Raw genomic sequence first — 20,501 nt, 5'->3', positions numbered from 1 at the left:
AACTACACGTATTGTGAAAATCCTCGCGATAAAACCTGTTCCAGTCTTGATTATTTTGCTCGTTTTCTCTCAATAGGTTTTATTCAGGTATCGGCTTGGAGTTGTCCCGATATGCTGCCGAAAAAAAACGATAAATGCACTATCACTGACAAAATCGAGGTGCTGGGCAATCTGACTTATTGGCAGCCCTTCCGACAGCATCTCCATCGCTTTCAATAATCGCCACTGCTGTCTCCAGCTTTGGTAATTCATTCCTGTGTCCCGGATAAATATTCGGCTAATCGTACGTTCACATGCACCGACCCTTTGCGCAACTTGGCTCAACCGTGGCGGTAACTCGCCCATACGAACATTGTCCAGCCATAAATCAAGTCGTCCATCTAAAGGATAGCGTAATTGCCAGTTTTCAGTTTTTGCCGCCTGTATTTCTTCAGTAAAAACCGTGATTAGACTGGTTTGTTGTTCTACCTTCATGCCCCAGGGCCAAAATGCCATCCTTTCGATAACTTCAAAAAATAAAGGATTGACCTCAACGATCTGCAATGGCAATTGAGCGAAGGTCTCTGTCGGTGAAAAATACAATGAGCGATACGCCATCACCCCACGCATGATTGCGCGATGTGTTGTGCCGGCAGGAATCCAGGCTGCACGGCGTGGTGGAAGCAAACACAGCGTTTGATCTAATTCTATGGTGATACTGCCGGCCGCCGAAAAAAGTAACTGATGGCGACGGTGACTATGCCGACCGGAATCATGTACCCCCATCTCAGAGGCAATCCCAATGACGGGATCAGAAAAAATATCCGGATCAAAAAGAGCATCCGCTGCAATTTTCACACCTTGTCCAATAATAAATATATCTAGTCCTTATTATTGTAATCAGACATCTCGGTTTCAACAATAATGCCCAATCAATACTTTTAGAGATAAGACATGGCATGAAAGTTTCAGCACGTCCCCCATTATGGTTATTAACCCTGCTGATTATGTTTCCGCAACTGGTTGAAACTATATACAGCCCTGCACTACCGTACATTTCCAGTTCGTTTGCTGTCAGTCATGAACAAGCGGCGCAAACCCTTTCCGTTTATTTCATCGCATTTGCAATAGGTGTCGCAGTATGGGGCTGGGCCAGCGATAAAATTGGTAGACGCCCTGCCATGTTGTTAGGGCTGATCTGCTATGCGGCCGGAACCCTGTTCGCAGTCATAACAACAGAATTCAGGATATTATTAATTGCCCGTATGTTTTCCGCCGTTGGCGCGGCAGCAGGATCTGTGGTCGTTCAAACCATGCTTCGGGATAGTTATGAATCGGTAAAATTAGCCCGAGTATTTTCACTGATGGGCGCAGCACTGGCCCTCAGTCCTGTGTTTGGTCTGGTTAGTGGAGGATGGCTGGTGAGCCATTGGGGGTATATGGGGGTATTTATCGCCTTATCCTTACTCGCCCTGTTTTTGCTGATTCTCAGTGCTACTTTGCTCCCTGAAACCCGTCCTGTTCATTCACCCCATATTCGGATAGGAACATTAGCTGTAAAAATGTTTCATGATTCCTCACTATGGCGAAATGCCATGTTGGTTGCTCTACTTAATACAATGATTTTCAGCTACTACAGCCTAGCGCCATTCCTGTTTAACAATCTTGGCTGGAGTTCTGCAACATTTGGATGGACGGGATTATTACTGGCAATCTCTGCCCTGATGGGTAGTTTCATTAATGCAAAACTGCTTGCCTCGCAGATTAGACCAGAAAAACTGGTTGTTCAGGCCTGTAAGCTGGCGTTGCTCGCTAGCCTTATTGCCTGGGCTTTACAAACAACAGCATGGATTCTAATCCCTGTTGCAGGCATTGTTGTTGCCTATGGCATTGCTATCCCAAATATTTTGAGTCAGGCACTACGACATTATCGAGAACATGCTGGTAAAGCAGGCGCCTTATTTGGACTGACTTATTATTTACTGTTGGGTTGCATGCTTGGCCTTGCAGGTCTGGTGCAACAATTAGGACTGGTACTTAGTGTCTGTGCATTAGCTGCTTTATTTTTTAAGCCGCAGTTAGATTCAAACTCATTAAAATAAGCGAATAAACAGCATTGTGACAATTTTCTCAGTTAATCAGATTGATAAAAGCCCTTTGAATTTGATCAATCAGCTTAGTCAGATTCCTGCGTTCTGACCGTAACACTGGTAAAAACATATTTATCTGGACGGTCGATCTCAGACACATCGGTAAAATTCAGGTAAATATCTTGAATATTTACTCCGGTCTCAATTTCAAACTGATTGACCAATTCTGCAATCTGAACAGTGAGCGCCTTTTCCAACGCTTGCTTGCGTTTCTTACATTCCACGACTGATACTTTTGACATTTTAAACACCTCAATTTGCTTTAAATTCCCAACACTTTAAAGGTCTGCTCATCCAGAAGCCTTAATTGCTCCAAGCTATACAGCTCGCCTTCAGGATCAAAGAATTTATCAAAATCAAACTTTCCTTCTTTGTAGAGCTTATAACGTTTCGGGCCAAGCCATTCTTTTTGAAAGAAGTCATCTGTTTTGTTAAAAAACTCCTTGAACGTGATATTTGCATCTAACTGGCCAGTCAACTGCGCGCGTTCATGTTTAGGAATATCCTTCAGTTTACGCTCATCCATTACATAAGGACGTTGCCCTATAAGTTGCCCATCTTTATCAACCGGTACCAACGTACTCCGACAATTCGGATGTAATGGCGGGATACGTTTTGTTGGATCATTAATTTTCCAGACTGAACCATCCAGGACGGCACACAGTTTTGAAGTTCGCCCATCCAGTACACTGATGAAGCGGATATATTGAATATCCAGTTCTTTAAAACTGTTTAAATAAGCCTGATTGGAGACATGACTACGTATGGTTCTTACCGTACGTTCAATATCCGTTCTGCTGCTATTTAAAAGCCCGTCTTCATATTTCAACCGTTTGGTTCCACGAAGCCGTTTAATAATCTGGTGATTGCTTATGCCAGTATTCATGCCATCCCGAATTGCATATTCCACTCTCTGACGCGCAGTTTCAGCAATTTTAGATAAAAGTTCATCTACCAGCGCACCGCCTGCCAAAGGTATATGTTTTGCTTCTATATAAAGCTGTTCGCCTTTATCGACCTTCTTGGCGTAACCGAAAAGTTTGGCTATATAATTGGCTTCATAACCGGCAAATGAAATGGCTGATACTGTAAACCTTTCAGATATAGCAATATCAATTGAATTAAACCATTGCTGAATCAGTTTCTGGATCGCACGTAGATTTGCGGTGGTGTACTGACCACCCGCAACAGCAATCTTTTCAACAGTATTTAATTGATCGAGTAGACCATTTAATCTGCTCAGCATATCCATCGTTTCATCATTAAAGATGCCAAGCAGCTCATTCACAGCGCGTGAAGCGGCACGATATAAATAGGCCTGATGCTGGGTCAGAATATTAAACAGAATTTTTTTATCATGATTGGCCATAAACCGTTACCTCTATAGCGGTGAAGTCTCCTGTTCTACTGCTAGACGTTCTAATTCATCTTGATCTTCAGATTGTGGTAATTTTCCGATCACCAGATATTTTCTTTCAGTATGTCCAGAATGAATTCTTGCCCGCTAGTACAGCTTGGTAAAGTTATTTAGCAAGATTGAAACTCAGCATCAACCGTATATGAGAATTTTGATGATCTACGAATTCTAGCTATTAAAAAACCCACCGAAGTGGGTACAGACCTTAAAAGCAATTTGAATAGAGCATCTTTAATTTTGAAAAATATATGGAGATAGATGCTGATTGATCAATGATTAAAATATAAAACCTCTTTCAACGTAATGCGTTTTTCTATACTGCTCCATTTGTTGCTGATATTCTTCTTCTGAAATTACCTGTCGATTTGGTGTTGGCTCAATGTGGGGAGAAGAGCCTTTGAAGTTTGAAAATTTATTTTCCCTAGAATACTGGGCTTTATCATAATCACTTAGATTAGATGTTTGAAATATCACATCTTTATCTTTTTCGGCCTGTTTAAAGAGCTGATTGGTGCGGTATAATTTTTGTTGTTTCGATAAATTGAAAAAATCAACGACCTCACTACTGTTTTTAGGATTTTGGAATTCTTTGTCTTTAAGTATCAGGACAGAAGGTTTTTTGTCAAAAAAATCTTCAGCACTGTACACTAAACTTGCAATTACAGAGCTAAGAAGAAGTATTAATATTCTATACATAACATGAAAATGCTTAAATAAATTATTGGAGTATATAAATTTTATATAATTTTAACAAAAAATCTAGTTATGTATTTATTATTGCCAGCTCATAGCTGTAACAGAGAACTCTTATTACTTTCGCACAACAGTCCATTCAAGCAGATGAAACTATATATTTTATAAAAATTGCTTAAATCCTAAATCATGGCTATAACCTAAAAAACCATAACTTTTAAATTATGGTTTTTTATTACTAATTTGTCTCTAACAAAACATCGGACTTAGATCTATTACTAGACTTGAAGCACTAATCGGTCAATCCGAGCCTTCTTATTTATGGGCTAACTAAAAACGATATCCCACACCTAAAAATGTAATCAAGGGATCAATATCTACTTTGGTTGAGGCGTGAATCAATTTTTTCCCAGTATTTTTATCGATTACATCAATATTCGCCTTATTGTTTAACTTGGCGTAGGACACTGAACCAACTGCATACCAGTTTGAATTGAAATCATAGGTCGCTCCCAAGCTAACTATAGGTGCAATCGCATCGGTTGTTTTTACTTTAACATAAGGATTTGCACTAGAAATTTTCCCATCTAGAGCCGCACCGGCTTGACCATCCAGAACATTCTGAATCATATGCCCCGCAGCGATTAAATCACCGTGAATTTGATGATTTAGCTTTATATCAGTGAAGCGTGAATACATGATTCCAGCACCAATATATGGCCGTAATTTATTTACACCTGATTTGCCGAATTGATACTGAGCTTCTAATGCAGGCGTCCAGGCACGTACTGAAGCAGCTTTAGACTTATTGCCAAGATTAGTGATGGGAATATCCTGTAATAAATCTAACTTATCTCCAATCACACCAGCGGCCAAACCTTCCGGATTTGCAAAACCGGATAACGGCGCACTAATTTCACCTTTCCCCTTAATATCGACTTTGGGTGGTATGCCGCCAATTAATTGTAAAGACACATTGTCATTAATATAATAATTAAACATGAGTCCCAAAGTATCTACATCCTCAGCCTCCAGCCCAGTTCCTTGTGCCTCCCATCGTTCTAATCCGTTTATCGTGGCAGTACCGGTGATATCAGGCGAAACCATATCATTTTCATCAACAAGGCCTAATATCTGACCTATCGATTGTTGTGGGTTACCGTCCTGATCGACAGGATGACTGAACACCATATCCAGAATTTCCTTGGCATTTTCCCCGGTTGCCAGTGTAGCATTTGGATCTATGGATTTCATAAAAGCCGTTGTAGAAATGGCGCCTACTTTAGCCCTCGTTCCATTCGCAACTGCAGTATTGATATTAAAGGGATTTGCCTTACCTTGAGGCATGACATGCAACCAACCCGCTGAGACAGAAAACCGCTTAAATTCTGCATGTACTGTCTGTGTTCCCGCAATAACTGCGAAGGCGAGTATATTTCCGCCGACTATTTTTAATATTTTCATTTCTTTTCCTTGAGTTATTTAAAAGGGTTCCCGTTAACCCTCCTTTACTATATTTAGATTTTTTAACAAATGGTAAAATTTCGGACAGATAGCATTTACACATAATCAATGCGGGAAAGAGAAAAAGTCGAAGCAGAATGTATCAGTTAAGAATGATTATTATTTATTTAGTTGGGGAATAAAATACAATGGCTTAACCTAGGCTTTAGCAGCCATCGCATACTTATAAGACCTCATGCGTATCCCATAGAGTATGGACAGCGATTAAGTAATCTTTTTGAAGTCTTAGAGTCAGAAGGAAGAAGTTAATTTTAAAGTGTTGGTTTATCAATAAAAACATAATTTTAAGTTATATGAATTACGAAAATGAACAATATCTACGATTGAACTCTATTTCTGATTACAAAAAATGAAAATATTTCTCATTTAGAGGGTAAAGAAGAATCCTATGATTTGCGCCTTTAAAATATTTGTATCACTTGATTCTAATGACCAAACTTTTCATTCCATTATTATGTTTTACCACCCTATTCGGCTGTTCAACAAAAGATACAGAACTATTGCAAGCCTATCAGCCTCTCACAGCAGCAGAACTGACAGAGGAAGAAAATTATGAACTATGTTCTGATTCAGCCTATTCATTATGTAATCATCAATTTCAGTTAAAAAAATTAGGATCTTTAATGGTAGATACAAACCAGGCACCTGCGCCAACAATTGGTGTTGATATCGGATCGGAAAGTATTATGGGTTATGCTCACCCCTACCATTACACTGCCTCAATGATACGGGATGGCAGAAAAGTACATTTTAATTCTATTAACTTTCATAAAGTCAAAGCGATAGCAAGCTATAGTGTTGCTGAGGAATTTCAAAAAGTCATTGAACAAACACGAAGTTATAGCCTTGAAGGAGAGATACTGCGTTTTTATAATGCGCAAGGAAAAGAAATCGCTGAATTTATCAATAAAACGCCCACTTTACTTGAAGATGAATGGGCGGGATATTGTAGCGCTTTGGGTACTGAGGCTGAAAAAGTTGTTGAAAGATTTCAGGATGGCTTAAGCATTGGAAAAGCCAAAAGTCTGGTCAACACAGAATATAAAATTAATCAGGAAGTTACAGCCAGCATTTTCGAAAAAATCTCTTCTAAGCCTTTTGCGCAATGGGATGAAATCCCCGATGAATTGATGGAAGACTGCAAGATAAATTATTTACCTCGAGATATCGCAGAAATCCCCCGATTTGATAGAGAAAAGAATATCTTACTCAGCAAACTTTTAAATTAAACTTTGATTCTTTTCGTTTTTAAGATATTCGAAAATTTGAACTTGGGCGGTTAAGTTCATTTTTTCGAATTCCACTCCCTATCTAACGTTTTAAGGCGAAACCATGAGATTTTTATTTGCAATCTTAGGCATAGTTATCGCATTTATAGTGTCAGCATGTGCTGAAATGACTTACTTTCAACTGACCAAGCGGTTTTATCCGCTTGATCATGGTGTGAGTGTCTTTCATTATGTATATTTTACCGTGTTGTTGCTTTCCCCACTTTTGGGCGCGATATACGGCTATAAATACTGGACCAGTAAACGGAAAAAGTTGTTATGGTTTTTTCCTGTTTATTTTATCGTGATGTATCTGTTTCACTGGTACTCCGCTGTTTATGCTGGCTTTCCCTTCTCTGCATGATTCAGTCATTATTTAAAGCAATTACTCTACTGTTCACATAAAAATTAAAAATATTCAGCGGTTAGATATAATAAAACACGATTAGCAAAAAAATGTGTTTTATTATATTTTTCAATATATTAACAAAATAATGGATCTAATAAAATTTTCTAAACCTTTATTTATTTACATTTTATAAAAATATATAAGATGAATTGGAAAACAATATTCAGTATAAGCCTTCTATCCAGTCATAAATTATAGGTAAAATAAATGGTTTTAAAAAACCTACTTCTTTTAACCTGCTTAATTGTAGCAACGCCCTGTGTATTTTCCGCTACCGTTCCTGCCGAAACATTTAGTCGAGGCAACTGTAAATTCTATGTTCCAAAAATTGGTTATGGCTGGTACAACGAATCCATTTCTTATGATGCTTTAACAGGTAAACATAAAAATATGTATGCCAAGACGGATCAAAAAGCAACTAACGGGAATATCCGTACCGATCACTCAAGCAATCCGGACGGCTATCGGGTAAGAGCGGGTTTTGTAGACTCTACAACAGATAACAGATTCTGGAATGTCTCGGGAACGCATTATGAAACACTAGACAGTGGTCGTGCTGTTTCACAATATACATCAGCAAAAGACTGTAACGGCAAAATTGGTCAAATTTTATAAGATATTATGAATAAACAAAAAACTTTTCTTATCCTTGCATTCATCATTGTGGCTCTTGTATCTATTGTGCTATTTATCCAGTCTCAAAGCGTTGTAGAAACCCAAAGATTAGGGAATGGTAAACAAGACGCCATACCTTCGGAAAATACTGCTTCGACAGAAATGAAAAGCTTAAATCATGAGCGAGAGACGGTAGTTAACACTCAAGCACTTCCTTCGACACGTTCTTCCATTTTATCTTTCGAGCGGGATTTGAAATCTTTACGTCAGAGATACCCAGATGGTGTTTTGTATATCACCCTTGCTGAATCAAATTTACCAAAAAGTCAGAAAGAAGCCCTTGCTAAAGAATTTGATAACTTAAACCGTTATGGCAGTTTCAGCGGCGGTAAAATTACGCATGAATTTTCTCATCTCGATAAGAAAAGAGCAGCGTTAAAGCAAGAGAAAGCTTTAGACTTTGTACCGACCAATACCGATAATTTGTTACCCGGTATGGATCTGACTGGTAAATGGTATTCTGGGGCAATTAATGAAGGTAAATACAACTCTTTGTATCGCCTGTATGAGGGTCAAGGAGAACAGAAGTTGGAAATTACTGAAATGTACCTGAATCCTAATAATAGTTCGATTGTTGAGGTGTACAAAGAAAGTCTGAACTATAACATCAACAATGTTCCAATGACCATAGAAACACTAAAGACAGATAATAATGCCGATATCTACAACGTTCACTTCAATTATAAAGATAGATACTATTCGTTATCGACACTGAACCTCTCTCGCAATCAGGTCGAAAATATCCTGACGACTTTAACCCAACCTTGATCGGTCAAAAGTTAAATCCTATCAATGATGCCACTGGCTAAACCTTGGCATCATTCTAATTTATAGTAGGTTCAATAGCCTCATCTCCCATTCATTCCTTAGAGTCAGGGCGAAACTACACTGATCAAAATAGTGCTATGACCGTTCATGCCAATTTCGGTTTTTAACAAAGACACAGCAATCCTCTTCCGAAGTGAGCCCCCGAAATTGATATACTTTTCCAGTTTTGTTTAGGTGAATTGTATGTCTTTAGAGCGTTTAAATTTAAGTTTATTTCATTCATTAAATGCCCCGGAAGTGGCTTCTGACTGGACGATTAAAACGGCTATATTCATAGCAAATGACTTGTTTTATATCGTGGTTCTATTTTTCCTTATCTGCTGGTTTAAAGGCGGCCTCAATGTAAAAAAACAAATTATAAAAGCAACTTTTTTTACCCTATTGGCCTTTGTTATTGGCAAAATAATTTCTGGCTATTTCTACTCTCCACGCCCTTTTGTCCTGGAAGTCGGAAGAACACTGATCGACCATGCACCAAGTGGATCATTTCCAAGTAGTCATATGCTCTTTTTTAGTACGATTGCTTTTTCACTGTTATTTTCAAAAAGAGCTGTCGGTTTAATATTTTTAGGCCTGGCCTGGTTGGTTGCATGGTCTAGAATTTACTTAGGTGTACATTTTCCTCTGGATATGCTTGGCGCATTTACCATCGCATTTTTACTTAATCTCTTAGGCATGCCATTGTGGACATCATATGGACAATATATCGTTAAGCCGCTCATACATCTATACAATTTAGCTTTCTCAAAATTATTAAAAAATGGATATATTCGTTAATAATTCAAAGTTAAAAATCTATCGTTTTTATATCCTCAATCAATATTAAACAAAAAGCCCTCTGTCGAGGGCTTTTTCTATACAAGTAGTTTTTAAATATGAAATTAAATCCACTTTTTCAACCCCTAGTTGAAACTCTCTATTTATACAAATTATTCAGGCAGTAAAAAAAGTGAAAACTTTCGACTTAAATTTATAACTATTTGTTTACTTCCTACTGCTTTTGACCAACCATAACTATTTGGGTAGCTATAAAAGACTGCTATTTTTTCAAACACATTCATATTAAGAGGGTGTTTAAAAAGAATATTTAAAAAACACATCAGACATTTCTAAGGCTTTAAGCATTAAACTGAGTTTGAGTCATCTCCCCCAGATAACAAATTGACATGGCAAACAAGTTCACAGGTTGGGTTGAAGGATCACTTTTCTTGATCCATTCGGCTCCAATCGCATTCAGTTCATTCAGCTTTGTTTTGGATACAGGCGGCAGAAATGACTCTAAGGGCAGCTGAATGTTGAAACTTCTAGTATTACCGTTATGGCTTGCATCATTAAAAGTATAACCAATCAAGTACCAATGATATTTTTGTTCAGACATTTTTTATTCTCAAGTTGAATAATTGAGATATTTTTATACCACAAAAAATCAAAAAACAAGCTCAAAAATCATTCAACTGCTTGTTTTTTGATATAGAAATAAATTAAATAAAGAGTAGTATTTAACGTTTGAATAGTCTTTACCTACAAAGACTATCCAGTCTCTCCAGAAATCAGCAAGCTGCTCGAAGCAGTCCTTTTTCTTTTAAAATTGGCATAACCTGATCCCTAAAATATGGGAATTCTTGCGTATAGTTTAAAAATGATAAGGTACTGCCAGAGAAACCTGTTTGTTGTAAAGAAATTAATCCGTCCGCAACCTGTTCTGGTGTCCCTACCAGCGGGTAACCGCCGTGGCCCACTACGATTCGTTGGCGCAGGCCTTCAAATAAGTCAGGTGGAAACGATTTACAAAAGGCGAATAAAGTATCAATTAAATGTTGTACCGCAGCTTCATCGGCATTATTCAATTGTCGATCCCATTCCGCTTGCGCTTCTTCTTCAGTAGGACGACAAATCACATGTGAAAAAGTTAATACTTTAATATTTCTATCAAGTGCTTCGGCTTCTTTCTGAAGCTGTTTAATTTCTATCACGGAACGTTCAAGATCGGATGCGGGGGTGAACAAAAAATCTGAATTTTTAACTGCAAATTCTCGGCCCTCTTTCGAACCCGCTGCATTAAATAACGGTGGAGCTGGTATCAGATTCGGCTTGCCATAGGTTCCTTTGGTTTGAAAGAATTTTCCATCCCAGTTAAATGGCTCAGAACTGTGCCAGATTTTTTTAACCAGTTCACACCACTCATCGGCATACTCATATCGGGTTGCATGATCATCGGGTAACTTCAATCCCATTGCATCGTATTCTGGCTTATTCCAACCAGCCACGATGTTTAATCCAACCCGATTCCCGCTGATTTGGGCCATGGTTGCAATTTGCTTAGCGACTACGACGGGATGATTTAGTACAGTATGTAATGTAGCAAATACATGAATATTATTGGTTTTAGCTAATAAAGCTGATGTCCAGGTCACAGTTTCCAGCACGGTACCATGAAAGTCCTTTTCACCGCCGTGACCGATAAATCGCGCAGCGGATAAAAGAAAATCGATCCCGGCTTCATCCGCCATTTGTGCCAGTTCCAGATTTTTGGCCCAACTGGCATCCCAACCATCTTCCAGCGTAGAAGCAGTCAGTCCACCTGAACAATTAGAGGCAAAAATACCCAATTTAAAATGATCTGATAAATTAAAGTCATGTTGAGACATATTTTTTCCTATTTTTAATGTAACTGAATAAATTAAATTCTTTGTTTATCAAGTAAAAAATTAGAGCTTAGCAAGTATTTAAAATTTTTAAATCATGTGAAATATAATTTTTTCTCAGCGCTTAAGACTTTCTATTGCTTCTGATGATGATTACCTTAAATACAGAATCAATATGATGCCCAGCTCTTGTTTAGAGCCAGGTTAACAAGTCCGGATTTTTTGATTTAATAAATTGATGTTCATTCATACTGATGAGTTGAAGTTGATCATTATTCAGTTTTAATGTAGTCACGCTCGTATTTGCAATCGACCAGCTGAGTGCGAAAGTACGTTGTACGCTTAGTTCAAGTAATTTTCCGATAATCACGGAAATGACACCACCAGACGTATATACGATCGCTTCTTTAGGCTGCTGTTCTGCTAATTCTATACATAAATTCTGTAAGGCCTGATCTACTCTGGTTTTAAAAATAGGCCATGATTCATCGTATTCATGATGAAACGCGTCATCAGCCCAGCGCTCAATCGCCTTATCAAAGATTTGTGCCAGATAAGCTCTAGGGTCGACCTCTTTAGAGATATCCTGCTTTAATACTTCTGGCTGGGAAAATCTGGGTTCATACAATGAAAAGACCTGATGATGATTAAACTCATTCCATAAACTATCTATTTTATACAACGCTTCAGGAAAACACTCGCGTAAAGAGATTTGTGTGGTTTGCTGATGACGTTTCATACTGCCTGAAACGATAAAAGGCTGTTCAGTAAAAATATTCTTAAAATATTGACCCAAAAGTTTGGCTTGTGCTTCACCATTTTCTGACAGCTCATCATAATTAGTTTTGCCAAATGAAGCTTGGCCATGTCTGACTAAATAGATGGTGGTCATTTTTATATCCTAACTACTACGAGTTCCAAAATAAGAGCTAGTTTTAACATAGCACTTTCATAAAGTACAAAATTTTTGTTTTGATTTTTATTGACGATTGCTTGTGCTGTTGTTTAAATCTTTATATTTGCTTAGGCTATTTTGAGTCTAAATATCAAGGTGGCAATGCTTTGCCACCGTTTCCATGCATCAGGATTTGAAATAATTTAAAGGAAGTTTTAAATAACGAATTCCATTGGCTTCTGGTTCAGGAAAACGCCCTGCATCCATGTTGACCTGAATTGCAGGCAAAATTAGCTTGGGCATCGATAAAGTTGCATCACGCTCCTGCCGCTTACGCACAAACTCCTGTTTCCGGGTGCTGGCATTTAAATGAATATTGGACTGTTTTTGTGCTTGAATACTGGTTTCGCAAATATATTCTTCGCGTCCTTCGGGTTTATAGTCATGACAAAGAAAAACCCGGGTCTGTTCTGGTAATTGATAAAGTTTTTGTATCGAATCAAATAACTGGTCTGCACTGCCTTTAGGGAAATCACAACGTGCTGTACCATAATCAGGCATAAACAGGGTATCACCGATAAAAACGGTATCCCCTATCACATAGCTCAAGCATGCCGGGGTATGACCTGGCGTTGGAATATTGTATGCCTCTAACTGCCCAATCTTGAAAGATTCATTATCCTTAAATAGATGATCAAATATTTGTTGGGAATTAAAATGCTTTATATCAAGATGATAGATCGCACTGAAAGTCTCCTGAACCACGGCAATTTTCTCACTCATGGCAATCTTTCCGCCAAGTTGTGACTTTAAATATTGCGAAGCAGTTAAATGGTCCGCATGTACGTGCGTTTCCAGAATCCATTGTACTTGAAGCGCATGATGCCGAATATAAGCAATGATTTCATCCGCATGTGTAGTGGAAGTTGTCGCAGAAGCTGCATCATAATCCAGTACACTATCGATAATTGCACAATGAAGAGTTTCTGGATCAGTCACAACATAGCTAAAGGTATGACTATCGTCATCAAAAAAAGCTTTCACTAGTGGATTTGACATTGCTACTCTCCTCGCGATTTAGCCCAAAGACGATGAATAAACACACCGACTAACATGGCAATAATGAAATACCAGATTTGGGTATAACCCAGCCCGATCAAGGTGATCGCGGGTGCCGGGCAGATCCCTGCAATTCCCCAGCCGATTCCAAATAGTACAGCGCCAACAATAAGCTTTTTATCAAGCTGGCGATTTTGAGGTAAGACGATGGTTTCGCCCGAGATCGTTCTAGGATGACGGATTGCTTTTTGAAAAGGAATGAATGCCACAGCAATTGCACCAAGCATTACAAACATTAAACTGATATCCCAATCACCAAAGATATCTAAAAAACTTAATACTTTTGCTGGATTAGACATGCCGGAAATAATCAAACCTAATGCAAATATACTGCCAAAGATAAAGGCAAATAAGTTTTTCATTATATTGCTCCGAATAGATGGCGTAAGACATAAACGGTTAACATTCCTGCCAACATAAAGGTCATAGTTGCAATCATTGAACGTAGAGATAAACGGCTAATTCCGCAAATCCCATGGCCGCTGGTACAACCGGAACCTAAACGTGTACCAAAGCCCACCAGTAAACCTGCTACCATCAACATCACCGGAGAAGAGTTCAAATCAATCTCTGGTTTTAAGAATAGTTGATACATGAAAGGCGTACCCATGAGTCCCAGTAAAAACCAGAAAGCAGAACTTCCGACAAAGGATTGAGGATGTAAAACTTGCGAAATTAAACCACTGATGCCAGCAATTCGGCCATTTATATACAAATAGCCAACAACAGCCAGACCAATAAGAGCCCCACCTAGGAGCGCCATAATAATGCCAGACATGTGTCACCATAAAATCATTATATATTTTTATAATATATTATTTACAAAACTAATTAAAGCAATTAATTTACTTTATAAAAAAAGGCTTAACTACTTTAAGTAATCAAGCCCTTTTAACTAAGCCAAAAACCAGCTTAACGTACTAAATCTTCAATACCGATCAATTTAGGTAATTTTTCAATCACTTTGTTCAACTCAGCATTTGCCGGTGAAATACAGCCGGTGTAATGGCTCAGCTTTGTTACCGTACCGTCCGCTTGTTTCCATGCAAAATATGCACTTTGCTGGTCAGTTGCAGTTTCTGCACAACCGGTGGTTTTAACACTTGCACCTGTGGCAGGACGATAAGTTTGAAGCTCTTGCTGAAGCTTTTTATAAACAGAAGGATCAACTTTTAAATCCTGAGTTCCAGTCACTTTGGTGTACTGTTTACCATCAAAATGAACAGCGCCTTCAGGAGTAATCTCAACAGAATAGATTGGACATGCGCCAAAGCATGGACTGGTAGAGTAACGAATCGTTTCTTGAGCAGTCTCTTGTGGTTGTTGAGGAGTTGTTGCACAGCCCACTAAAGAAAAAGTAAAAAGGCCCGCAAGTAATAATTTTTTCATTTATTGATCCATTGTTAAGTATGTTATTCAAATTTAACAAATCGTCAGTTTTTTGTCATTTAGGTTAATGTAAAAAAACAGTAAACTTCACTTAAGTTTACTTAGGCTATTTATGAAAATAGCATCTTAACCCTGCCTTTTAGTTAAAAAATTAAAATCTAAGATGGGATTTGAGATAGCAGAATCAGTCGTGCCAGTTCCAGATCATCGGCATAGGTGATTTTAATATTATCCGATCTTCCCTGTACCACTTGCACAGGTTGCTGTGTATATTCCAAAGCACTGGCTTCATCTGTTATCACAATATGATCAGCCAAGGCCTGCTCAATAGCATTTTTTAGTACCCCCAATCTCGCCATTTGCGGAGTTTGGGCTTGCCATAACAGTTCACGGCTTACCGTTTTATCAATCAGATTTTGCTGTGCAACCTGCTTTAAGGTATCACGAACAGGAATGGCCAGAATTGCACTTTGATTTGAATGCTGTGCAGATTCAACCAGACGGGTTAAACAATCTGTCGTTACACACGGACGTGCCGCATCATGAACCAGTACCCAGTCATTTTCATCTGCGATTTCAGATAAATACATCAAAGCATTTAAAACAGAATGCATCCGCTCTGCACCACCTTCACAAAAATGCAGTTTATTTTTATGTTGAAATGCTAGTGTCGCGGCAAAATGATCTTGCTCACCAATGGCCAGTACACATCCGGCCAGATCAAGTGTATGAAGGCGATTAACAGTATGCTCAAGCACAGTATAATTTTGAATATACTGATATTGTTTTAATTCGGTTTTGGAAAAACGACTGCCCGATCCCGCTGCTGGTACAACCGCCCACAGCTTAGTCTGGGTTTTCATTGGTTGCCGTATCTTCTTTTGCGTTTGGATCAATATAAATCGGTTTGTAATGGGTACTAATTGTACTCATTTGTACAAAGGTTTCATTTGGCTTAATTAAACCTAAGTCTAGACGGGCATGCTCTTCAATCGCTTCGCTGCCATTTTTCAAATCAAACACTTCGGCTGCCAAAATACGATTACGTTCTTTTAATTCAGTATTAATTTCAGCTTGCTGACTGATTTGCTGAGTTAAGGCTTGGTGAGGGAAATAACCACCCTCACCTAACCAGAATTGGTACTGTAAACTTGCAACCAAAACGACTGCAAGCAACAGAATCAATTTACTCGAGGTCGATCGAAATATCTCTAACATGAAAAAGCCCCTACATCCTTCTGAAAGGAAGATCATCTGCGAATTCTATAGGATTATGAATTTGCAGAGTTTCTCTCTTTTGTAAAGAAAGATGATCAGAAGTTTTCAACATAGATTATTTGACCTTATTTTAGACCTTTGAATTCAGCTTTACCGCGGTAAGCTGCTTTCGTTAACTCTTCAATACGAAGCAATTGGTTATATTTCGCGACACGGTCAGAACGGCAGAGAGAACCCGTCTTGATTTGACCCGCTGCTGTACCAACTGCCAAGTCAGCAATTGTTGAATCTTCAGTTTCACCTGAACGGTGTGAAATTACAGTGCTATAGCCATTTGCTTTCGCAAGGTAGATTGCATCTAGAGTTTCAGTCAATGTACCAATCTGGTTGTATTTGATCAGAATCGAGTTACCGACTTTCTCATTAATACCACGTTGTAAAATCTTAGGATTGGTTACGAATAAATCGTCGCCAACTAACTGGATTTTGTCGCCCAGGATTGATGTTAAGTAGCTCCAGCCTTCCCAGTCAGATTCATCTAGACCATCTTCAATCGAAATGATTGGGTACTGGTTTACAAGACCAGCTAAATAGTCAGAGAACTGGTTGCTTGTGAATGCTTTATTGCCTTCACCCGCAAGGACATATTGACCATTTTTGTAGAATTCTGAAGAAGCACAGTCAAGTGCCAGCATGATATCAGAACCAGCTTTGTAACCCGTTTGGCCAATCGCTTCAAGAATAACAGTGATTGCTTCTTCGTTTGAACGCAAGTTTGGCGCAAAACCACCTTCATCACCTACAGCAGTGTTTAAACCTTTTTTGTTTAAAACTGATTTAAGCGAATGGAAGATTTCTGCACCTGCACGTAATGCTTCAGCAAATGATGTGAAACCTACAGGCTCAATCATGAACTCTTGAATATCAACATTGTTGTCTGCATGCGAACCACCATTGATGATATTCATCATTGGTACAGGCATCGTCAAAATCGTTTGACCACGAAGATCTGCGATATATTGGAAAAGAGGAATTTTCTTTTCTTCAGCAGCAGCGCGAGCAGCAGCCAATGACACAGCTAAAGTTGCGTTAGCACCTAATTTTTCTTTGTTTTCAGTACCATCAAGTTCGATCATCGTATTATCGATGTCTTTTTGTTCAAATACTGATTTGCCCACTAAAGCGTCACGGATAATCGTATTTACGTTATTAACCGCAGTTTTAACACCTTTACCCAAATAACGTGCTTTATCGCCATCACGAAGTTCTAAAGCTTCACGAGAACCAGTTGAAGCACCAGATGGTGCACATGCACGACCAACAACACCAGATTCTAAAATAACGTCTGCTTCGATGGTTGGGTTACCACGAGAGTCCAAAATTTCACGTGCACGGATGTCAACGATTTGGCTCATGAACAATTCCTCTGTTGAATAAAAAACAAGATGCAAATTATTGCATCAGTGGGTATCTAACTTTTTGAATCCTTTAACTAAAGTATCCAATTCTTTTAATTGTGCCAAGAATGGCTCAAGCTGAGATAAACGCAATGCACATGGTCCATCACATTTTGCAATTTCCGGTTCCGGATGCGCTTCCAGGAATAAACCTGCTAAACCGGTTGCCATACCCGAACGTGCTAAGGTTGTGATTTGCGCACGACGGCCACCCGCAGAATCAGCACGTCCGCCTGGTGTTTGTAAAGCATGGGTTACATCAAAGAATACTGGCACATTCATTTCTTTCATGGTGTCAAAGCCAAGCATATCTACAATCAGATTGTTGTAGCCAAAAGCTGAACCACGTTCACAAAGAATGAGTTTGTCATTCCCGGCTTCCAGACATTTATGCAAGATATGACGCATTTCATGTGGCGCTAAGAACTGTGCTTTTTTGATATTGATAATGGCTTGGGTTTTTGCCATTGCTTCAACAAGGTCAGTCTGACGACTAAGGAAGGCAGGAAGCTGGATAATGTCTGCGACTTCAGCGACAGGTGCTGCCTGGTAAGGTTCATGGACATCGGTAATGATTGGCACATTAAAATGCTTTTTAATATCTGCCAACCATTCGATGCCCTTTTCCAGACCGGGGCCACGGAATGAATTCAAGCTCGAACGATTTGCCTTGTCAAAGCTTGCCTTGAACACGTAAGGAATATCTAAGCGTTTGCAAATATCAACATACGTTTCAGCAATTTCAAATGCTAAATCTTTCGATTCAAGTACGTTCATTCCGCCAAATAATACAAATGGCAAATGATTTGCCATTTGTATATCGCCTAAACGTACAACTTCTTGTGGTTTTAATTGTGACATTTAAACTATCCCAGTTTATTTAAAACTCAGTATTTACTTTTGGTGCTGATTTTTAGCAGCCCCGATAAAACTAGCAAATAATGGGTGTCCATCACGTGGTGAACTTGTAAATTCCGGGTGGAATTGTACAGCAATAAACCAAGGATGTTCAGGAATTTCTACAGTTTCAACTAAATGTTGTACTGATGAATAACCTGAAATTTTCATACCAGCTTGTTCAAGTGCCGGGATAAAACGATCGTTCATTTCATAACGATGGCGATGACGCTCAGTAATTTCAGCTTTGCCATAGACTTCACGGGTCTTGGTGCCTTCAACCAGTTCAGATTTCTGTGCACCTAAACGCATGGTACCGCCCAAGTCAGACTCAAGGCTACGTTGCTGTAACTCACCACGTTCATCTAACCATTCAGTAATTAAACCAATGAGTGGATATTTAGTTGAACGGTTAAATTCTGTTGAACTTGCTTCTGGCATGGCTGCAACGTTACGTGCATATTCAATCACGGCCAATTGCATACCTAAACAGATACCAAGGAATGGAATCTTGTTTTCACGTGCATACTGAATCGCTTTCATTTTGCCTTCAGTACCGCGCTCACCAAAACCACCTGGGACCAAGATCGCATCAGCTGTACTTAAAACACTAATGTCTTGCTGTTCAAGCTCTTCAGCATTGACATAATCAATCTGAACTTTAACGCGGTTCTGGATACCTGCATGTAGAAGTGCTTCGTTTACAGATTTATAAGCATCTGGAAGTTCTACATATTTACCGACCATTGCAACACGTACGGTATATTCTGGGTTCAGTAATGCTTCAACCACATTATCCCAATCTTCAAGATTTGCTTCTGGAAGATCATTAAAACCAAAACGTTCGCAAATCAAGTCATCAACATTCTGTTCGTAGAATGTACGTGGAATTTGATAAATGGTTTTAGCATCTTTACATACCACAACGGCACGCGCTTCAACATTGGTGAACAATGCAATTTTACGTTTCGTATCAACATCGACATCGTATTCAGTACGGCAGATCAGGATATCTGGCTGAATACCAATTGAAAGAAGTTCTTTCACAGAATGCTGGGTTGGCTTGGTTTTCAATTCAGCAGCAGATTTGATATATGGTAATAAGGTCAAATGCATCAGCATTGTGCGTTTATGACCCAACTCAACCATAAGCTGACGGACTGATTCCATAAATGGAAGTGATTCGATATCACCAACAGTCCCACCAATCTCAACGATTGCAACGTCGTAACCTTCACCTGCGCGAAGTACGCGTTCTTTAATGTTATCGGTAATATGTGGAATAACTTGAACCGTACCACCGAGGTAGTCACCACGACGTTCTTTGTTCAAAACGTCCTGATATACACGACCGCTGGTAAAGTTATTCAGTTTGGTCATTTTCGCACGACGTAAGAAACGTTCGTAATATCCCAAATCTAAGTCAGTTTCAGCACCATCCTCTGTGACGAAAACTTCACCATGCTGAAATGGACTCATGGTACCTGGATCGACATTAATGTATGGATCCATTTTTACCATAGTGACTTTTAAGCCACGAGCTTCCAAAAGTGCAGCAACAGAAGCAGCAGAAATACCTTTACCTAGTGATGAAACCACACCACCAGTGACAAAAATAAAATGGGTCATTGAGTTTCTCGTACAATCGAGCCGAAATCGGCCTACAATGTTGGGCAATTTTACTGTACTCTGCCCCTATAAAGCAAAGTCAAACCGCATCAATTCAAAGAACTATAAACAACTGGTTATTCTATCAGCATTTTCGATAAAAATTTACGGGATTTATCGATTTTTCATCCTTAAATTACGTTTCATCGCGCAAATTTGTCCTCAACGCCGTTAAAAATCTGTTTTTCAATTCCTACAAATGGGCCATACGGCTGACGACAATTTGCAAGCAATTATAAAATATAAACAAACTCAACAAAGCATGGGGAT

Annotated in this window: 23 protein-coding genes; 6 read left to right on the top strand and 17 right to left on the bottom strand. The window is 38.9% G+C overall.

Annotation, left to right across the window (positions count from 1 at the left end):
• Window positions 1-69 precede the first annotated feature (69 nt).
• Complete coding sequence (locus IEV39_RS04905) at window positions 70-837, bottom strand: AraC family transcriptional regulator (RefSeq protein WP_005286011.1); 768 nt, start codon at window positions 835-837, stop codon at window positions 70-72.
• 101 nt (window positions 838-938) lie between these two features.
• On the opposite strand from IEV39_RS04905, the gene IEV39_RS04900 reads away from it, so the two are divergent.
• A complete protein-coding gene (locus IEV39_RS04900; protein ID WP_005286014.1) occupies window positions 939-2,081 on the top strand; it encodes a multidrug effflux MFS transporter in 1,143 nt (380 codons plus the stop codon).
• A 74-nt stretch (window positions 2,082-2,155) separates the two neighbouring features.
• Here the strand turns inward: IEV39_RS04900 and IEV39_RS04895 are convergent, their stop codons facing one another.
• From IEV39_RS04895 to IEV39_RS04880, 4 genes are all read right to left on the bottom strand, one after another.
• Window positions 2,156-2,371: a hypothetical protein gene (locus IEV39_RS04895; RefSeq protein ID WP_005230645.1), complete on the bottom strand. Its 216-nt coding sequence runs from the start codon at window positions 2,369-2,371 to the stop codon at window positions 2,156-2,158.
• A 20-nt stretch (window positions 2,372-2,391) separates the two neighbouring features.
• Entirely contained in the window at window positions 2,392-3,498 is a 1,107-nt protein-coding gene (locus tag IEV39_RS04890; protein WP_005286018.1) for a minor capsid protein, read from the bottom strand.
• A gap of 324 nt (window positions 3,499-3,822) precedes the next feature.
• Entirely contained in the window at window positions 3,823-4,242 is a 420-nt protein-coding gene (locus tag IEV39_RS04885; RefSeq protein ID WP_005286020.1) for a hypothetical protein, read from the bottom strand.
• A gap of 327 nt (window positions 4,243-4,569) precedes the next feature.
• On the bottom strand, window positions 4,570-5,703 hold the full coding sequence (locus IEV39_RS04880; RefSeq protein WP_005286022.1) for an OmpW/AlkL family protein: 1,134 nt from the start codon (window positions 5,701-5,703) through the stop codon (window positions 4,570-4,572).
• Between the two features lie 488 nt (window positions 5,704-6,191).
• Between IEV39_RS04880 and IEV39_RS04875 the strand changes: the two genes are divergently transcribed.
• The 5 genes from IEV39_RS04875 to IEV39_RS04855 all read left to right on the top strand — a co-directional run bounded on the left by IEV39_RS04875 (window position 6,192) and on the right by IEV39_RS04855 (window position 9,720).
• Window positions 6,192-6,992, top strand: a complete 801-nt coding sequence (locus IEV39_RS04875; RefSeq protein WP_005286025.1) for a hypothetical protein — start codon at window positions 6,192-6,194, stop codon at window positions 6,990-6,992.
• A 166-nt stretch (window positions 6,993-7,158) separates the two neighbouring features.
• Window positions 7,159-7,395, top strand: coding sequence for a hypothetical protein (locus IEV39_RS04870; protein WP_227554500.1), 237 nt, complete (start codon window positions 7,159-7,161; stop codon window positions 7,393-7,395).
• A 252-nt stretch (window positions 7,396-7,647) separates the two neighbouring features.
• On the top strand, window positions 7,648-8,055 hold the full coding sequence (locus IEV39_RS04865; protein WP_005286032.1) for a hypothetical protein: 408 nt from the start codon (window positions 7,648-7,650) through the stop codon (window positions 8,053-8,055).
• Between the two features lie 6 nt (window positions 8,056-8,061).
• Window positions 8,062-8,883 carry a hypothetical protein gene (locus IEV39_RS04860; RefSeq protein WP_005286035.1) on the top strand — a complete coding sequence of 274 codons (822 nt, stop codon included), beginning with the start codon at window positions 8,062-8,064 and terminating at the stop codon, window positions 8,881-8,883.
• 243 nt (window positions 8,884-9,126) lie between these two features.
• Entirely contained in the window at window positions 9,127-9,720 is a 594-nt protein-coding gene (locus tag IEV39_RS04855) for a phosphatase PAP2 family protein (RefSeq protein ID WP_005286038.1), read from the top strand.
• A 340-nt stretch (window positions 9,721-10,060) separates the two neighbouring features.
• Here IEV39_RS04855 and IEV39_RS04850 read toward each other — a convergent pair whose 3' ends face one another.
• The 12 genes from IEV39_RS04850 to pyrG form a co-directional block, all read right to left on the bottom strand.
• Window positions 10,061-10,321 carry a hypothetical protein gene (locus tag IEV39_RS04850; RefSeq protein ID WP_005230671.1) on the bottom strand — a complete coding sequence of 87 codons (261 nt, stop codon included), beginning with the start codon at window positions 10,319-10,321 and terminating at the stop codon, window positions 10,061-10,063.
• A gap of 172 nt (window positions 10,322-10,493) precedes the next feature.
• The gene (locus IEV39_RS04845) at window positions 10,494-11,591 is read right to left on the bottom strand and encodes an LLM class flavin-dependent oxidoreductase (protein ID WP_005286039.1); all 1,098 of its coding nucleotides are present in this window, start codon (window positions 11,589-11,591) and stop codon (window positions 10,494-10,496) included.
• 190 nt (window positions 11,592-11,781) lie between these two features.
• Window positions 11,782-12,480: a histidine phosphatase family protein gene (locus IEV39_RS04840; RefSeq protein WP_005286042.1), complete on the bottom strand. Its 699-nt coding sequence runs from the start codon at window positions 12,478-12,480 to the stop codon at window positions 11,782-11,784.
• Between the two features lie 189 nt (window positions 12,481-12,669).
• Window positions 12,670-13,542, bottom strand: coding sequence for an MBL fold metallo-hydrolase (locus IEV39_RS04835; protein WP_005286045.1), 873 nt, complete (start codon window positions 13,540-13,542; stop codon window positions 12,670-12,672).
• A 2-nt stretch (window positions 13,543-13,544) separates the two neighbouring features.
• A complete protein-coding gene (locus IEV39_RS04830) occupies window positions 13,545-13,964 on the bottom strand; it encodes a DUF6691 family protein (RefSeq protein ID WP_005286048.1) in 420 nt (139 codons plus the stop codon).
• Window positions 13,964-14,380, bottom strand: a complete 417-nt coding sequence (locus tag IEV39_RS04825; RefSeq protein WP_005286050.1) for a YeeE/YedE family protein — start codon at window positions 14,378-14,380, stop codon at window positions 13,964-13,966. The genes IEV39_RS04830 and IEV39_RS04825 overlap by 1 nt, the downstream gene beginning before the upstream one ends.
• Window positions 14,381-14,514: 134 nt before the next feature.
• Entirely contained in the window at window positions 14,515-14,991 is a 477-nt protein-coding gene (locus IEV39_RS04820; protein ID WP_005230682.1) for a DUF6438 domain-containing protein, read from the bottom strand.
• Between the two features lie 158 nt (window positions 14,992-15,149).
• Window positions 15,150-15,854 carry a 2-C-methyl-D-erythritol 4-phosphate cytidylyltransferase gene (gene ispD, locus IEV39_RS04815; protein ID WP_005286054.1) on the bottom strand — a complete coding sequence of 235 codons (705 nt, stop codon included), beginning with the start codon at window positions 15,852-15,854 and terminating at the stop codon, window positions 15,150-15,152.
• Complete coding sequence (ftsB, locus tag IEV39_RS04810; RefSeq protein WP_005230686.1) at window positions 15,838-16,209, bottom strand: cell division protein FtsB; 372 nt, start codon at window positions 16,207-16,209, stop codon at window positions 15,838-15,840. Before ftsB ends, ispD begins: the two co-directional genes overlap by 17 nt.
• A gap of 125 nt (window positions 16,210-16,334) precedes the next feature.
• Window positions 16,335-17,624 (bottom strand): phosphopyruvate hydratase, encoded by a 1,290-nt coding sequence (eno, locus tag IEV39_RS04805; protein ID WP_005286058.1) that lies wholly within the window; start codon window positions 17,622-17,624, stop codon window positions 16,335-16,337.
• Between the two features lie 45 nt (window positions 17,625-17,669).
• Window positions 17,670-18,527: a 3-deoxy-8-phosphooctulonate synthase gene (gene kdsA, locus IEV39_RS04800; protein ID WP_005286061.1), complete on the bottom strand. Its 858-nt coding sequence runs from the start codon at window positions 18,525-18,527 to the stop codon at window positions 17,670-17,672.
• A 33-nt stretch (window positions 18,528-18,560) separates the two neighbouring features.
• Window positions 18,561-20,192 (bottom strand): CTP synthase, encoded by a 1,632-nt coding sequence (gene pyrG / locus IEV39_RS04795; protein ID WP_005230692.1) that lies wholly within the window; start codon window positions 20,190-20,192, stop codon window positions 18,561-18,563.
• Window positions 20,193-20,501: the final 309 nt, after the last annotated feature.

The organism is Acinetobacter courvalinii, assembly GCF_014635545.1.
GTDB lineage: Bacteria > Pseudomonadota > Gammaproteobacteria > Pseudomonadales > Moraxellaceae > Acinetobacter > Acinetobacter courvalinii.
This window is presented reverse-complemented; position numbering and strand designations above follow the sequence as displayed.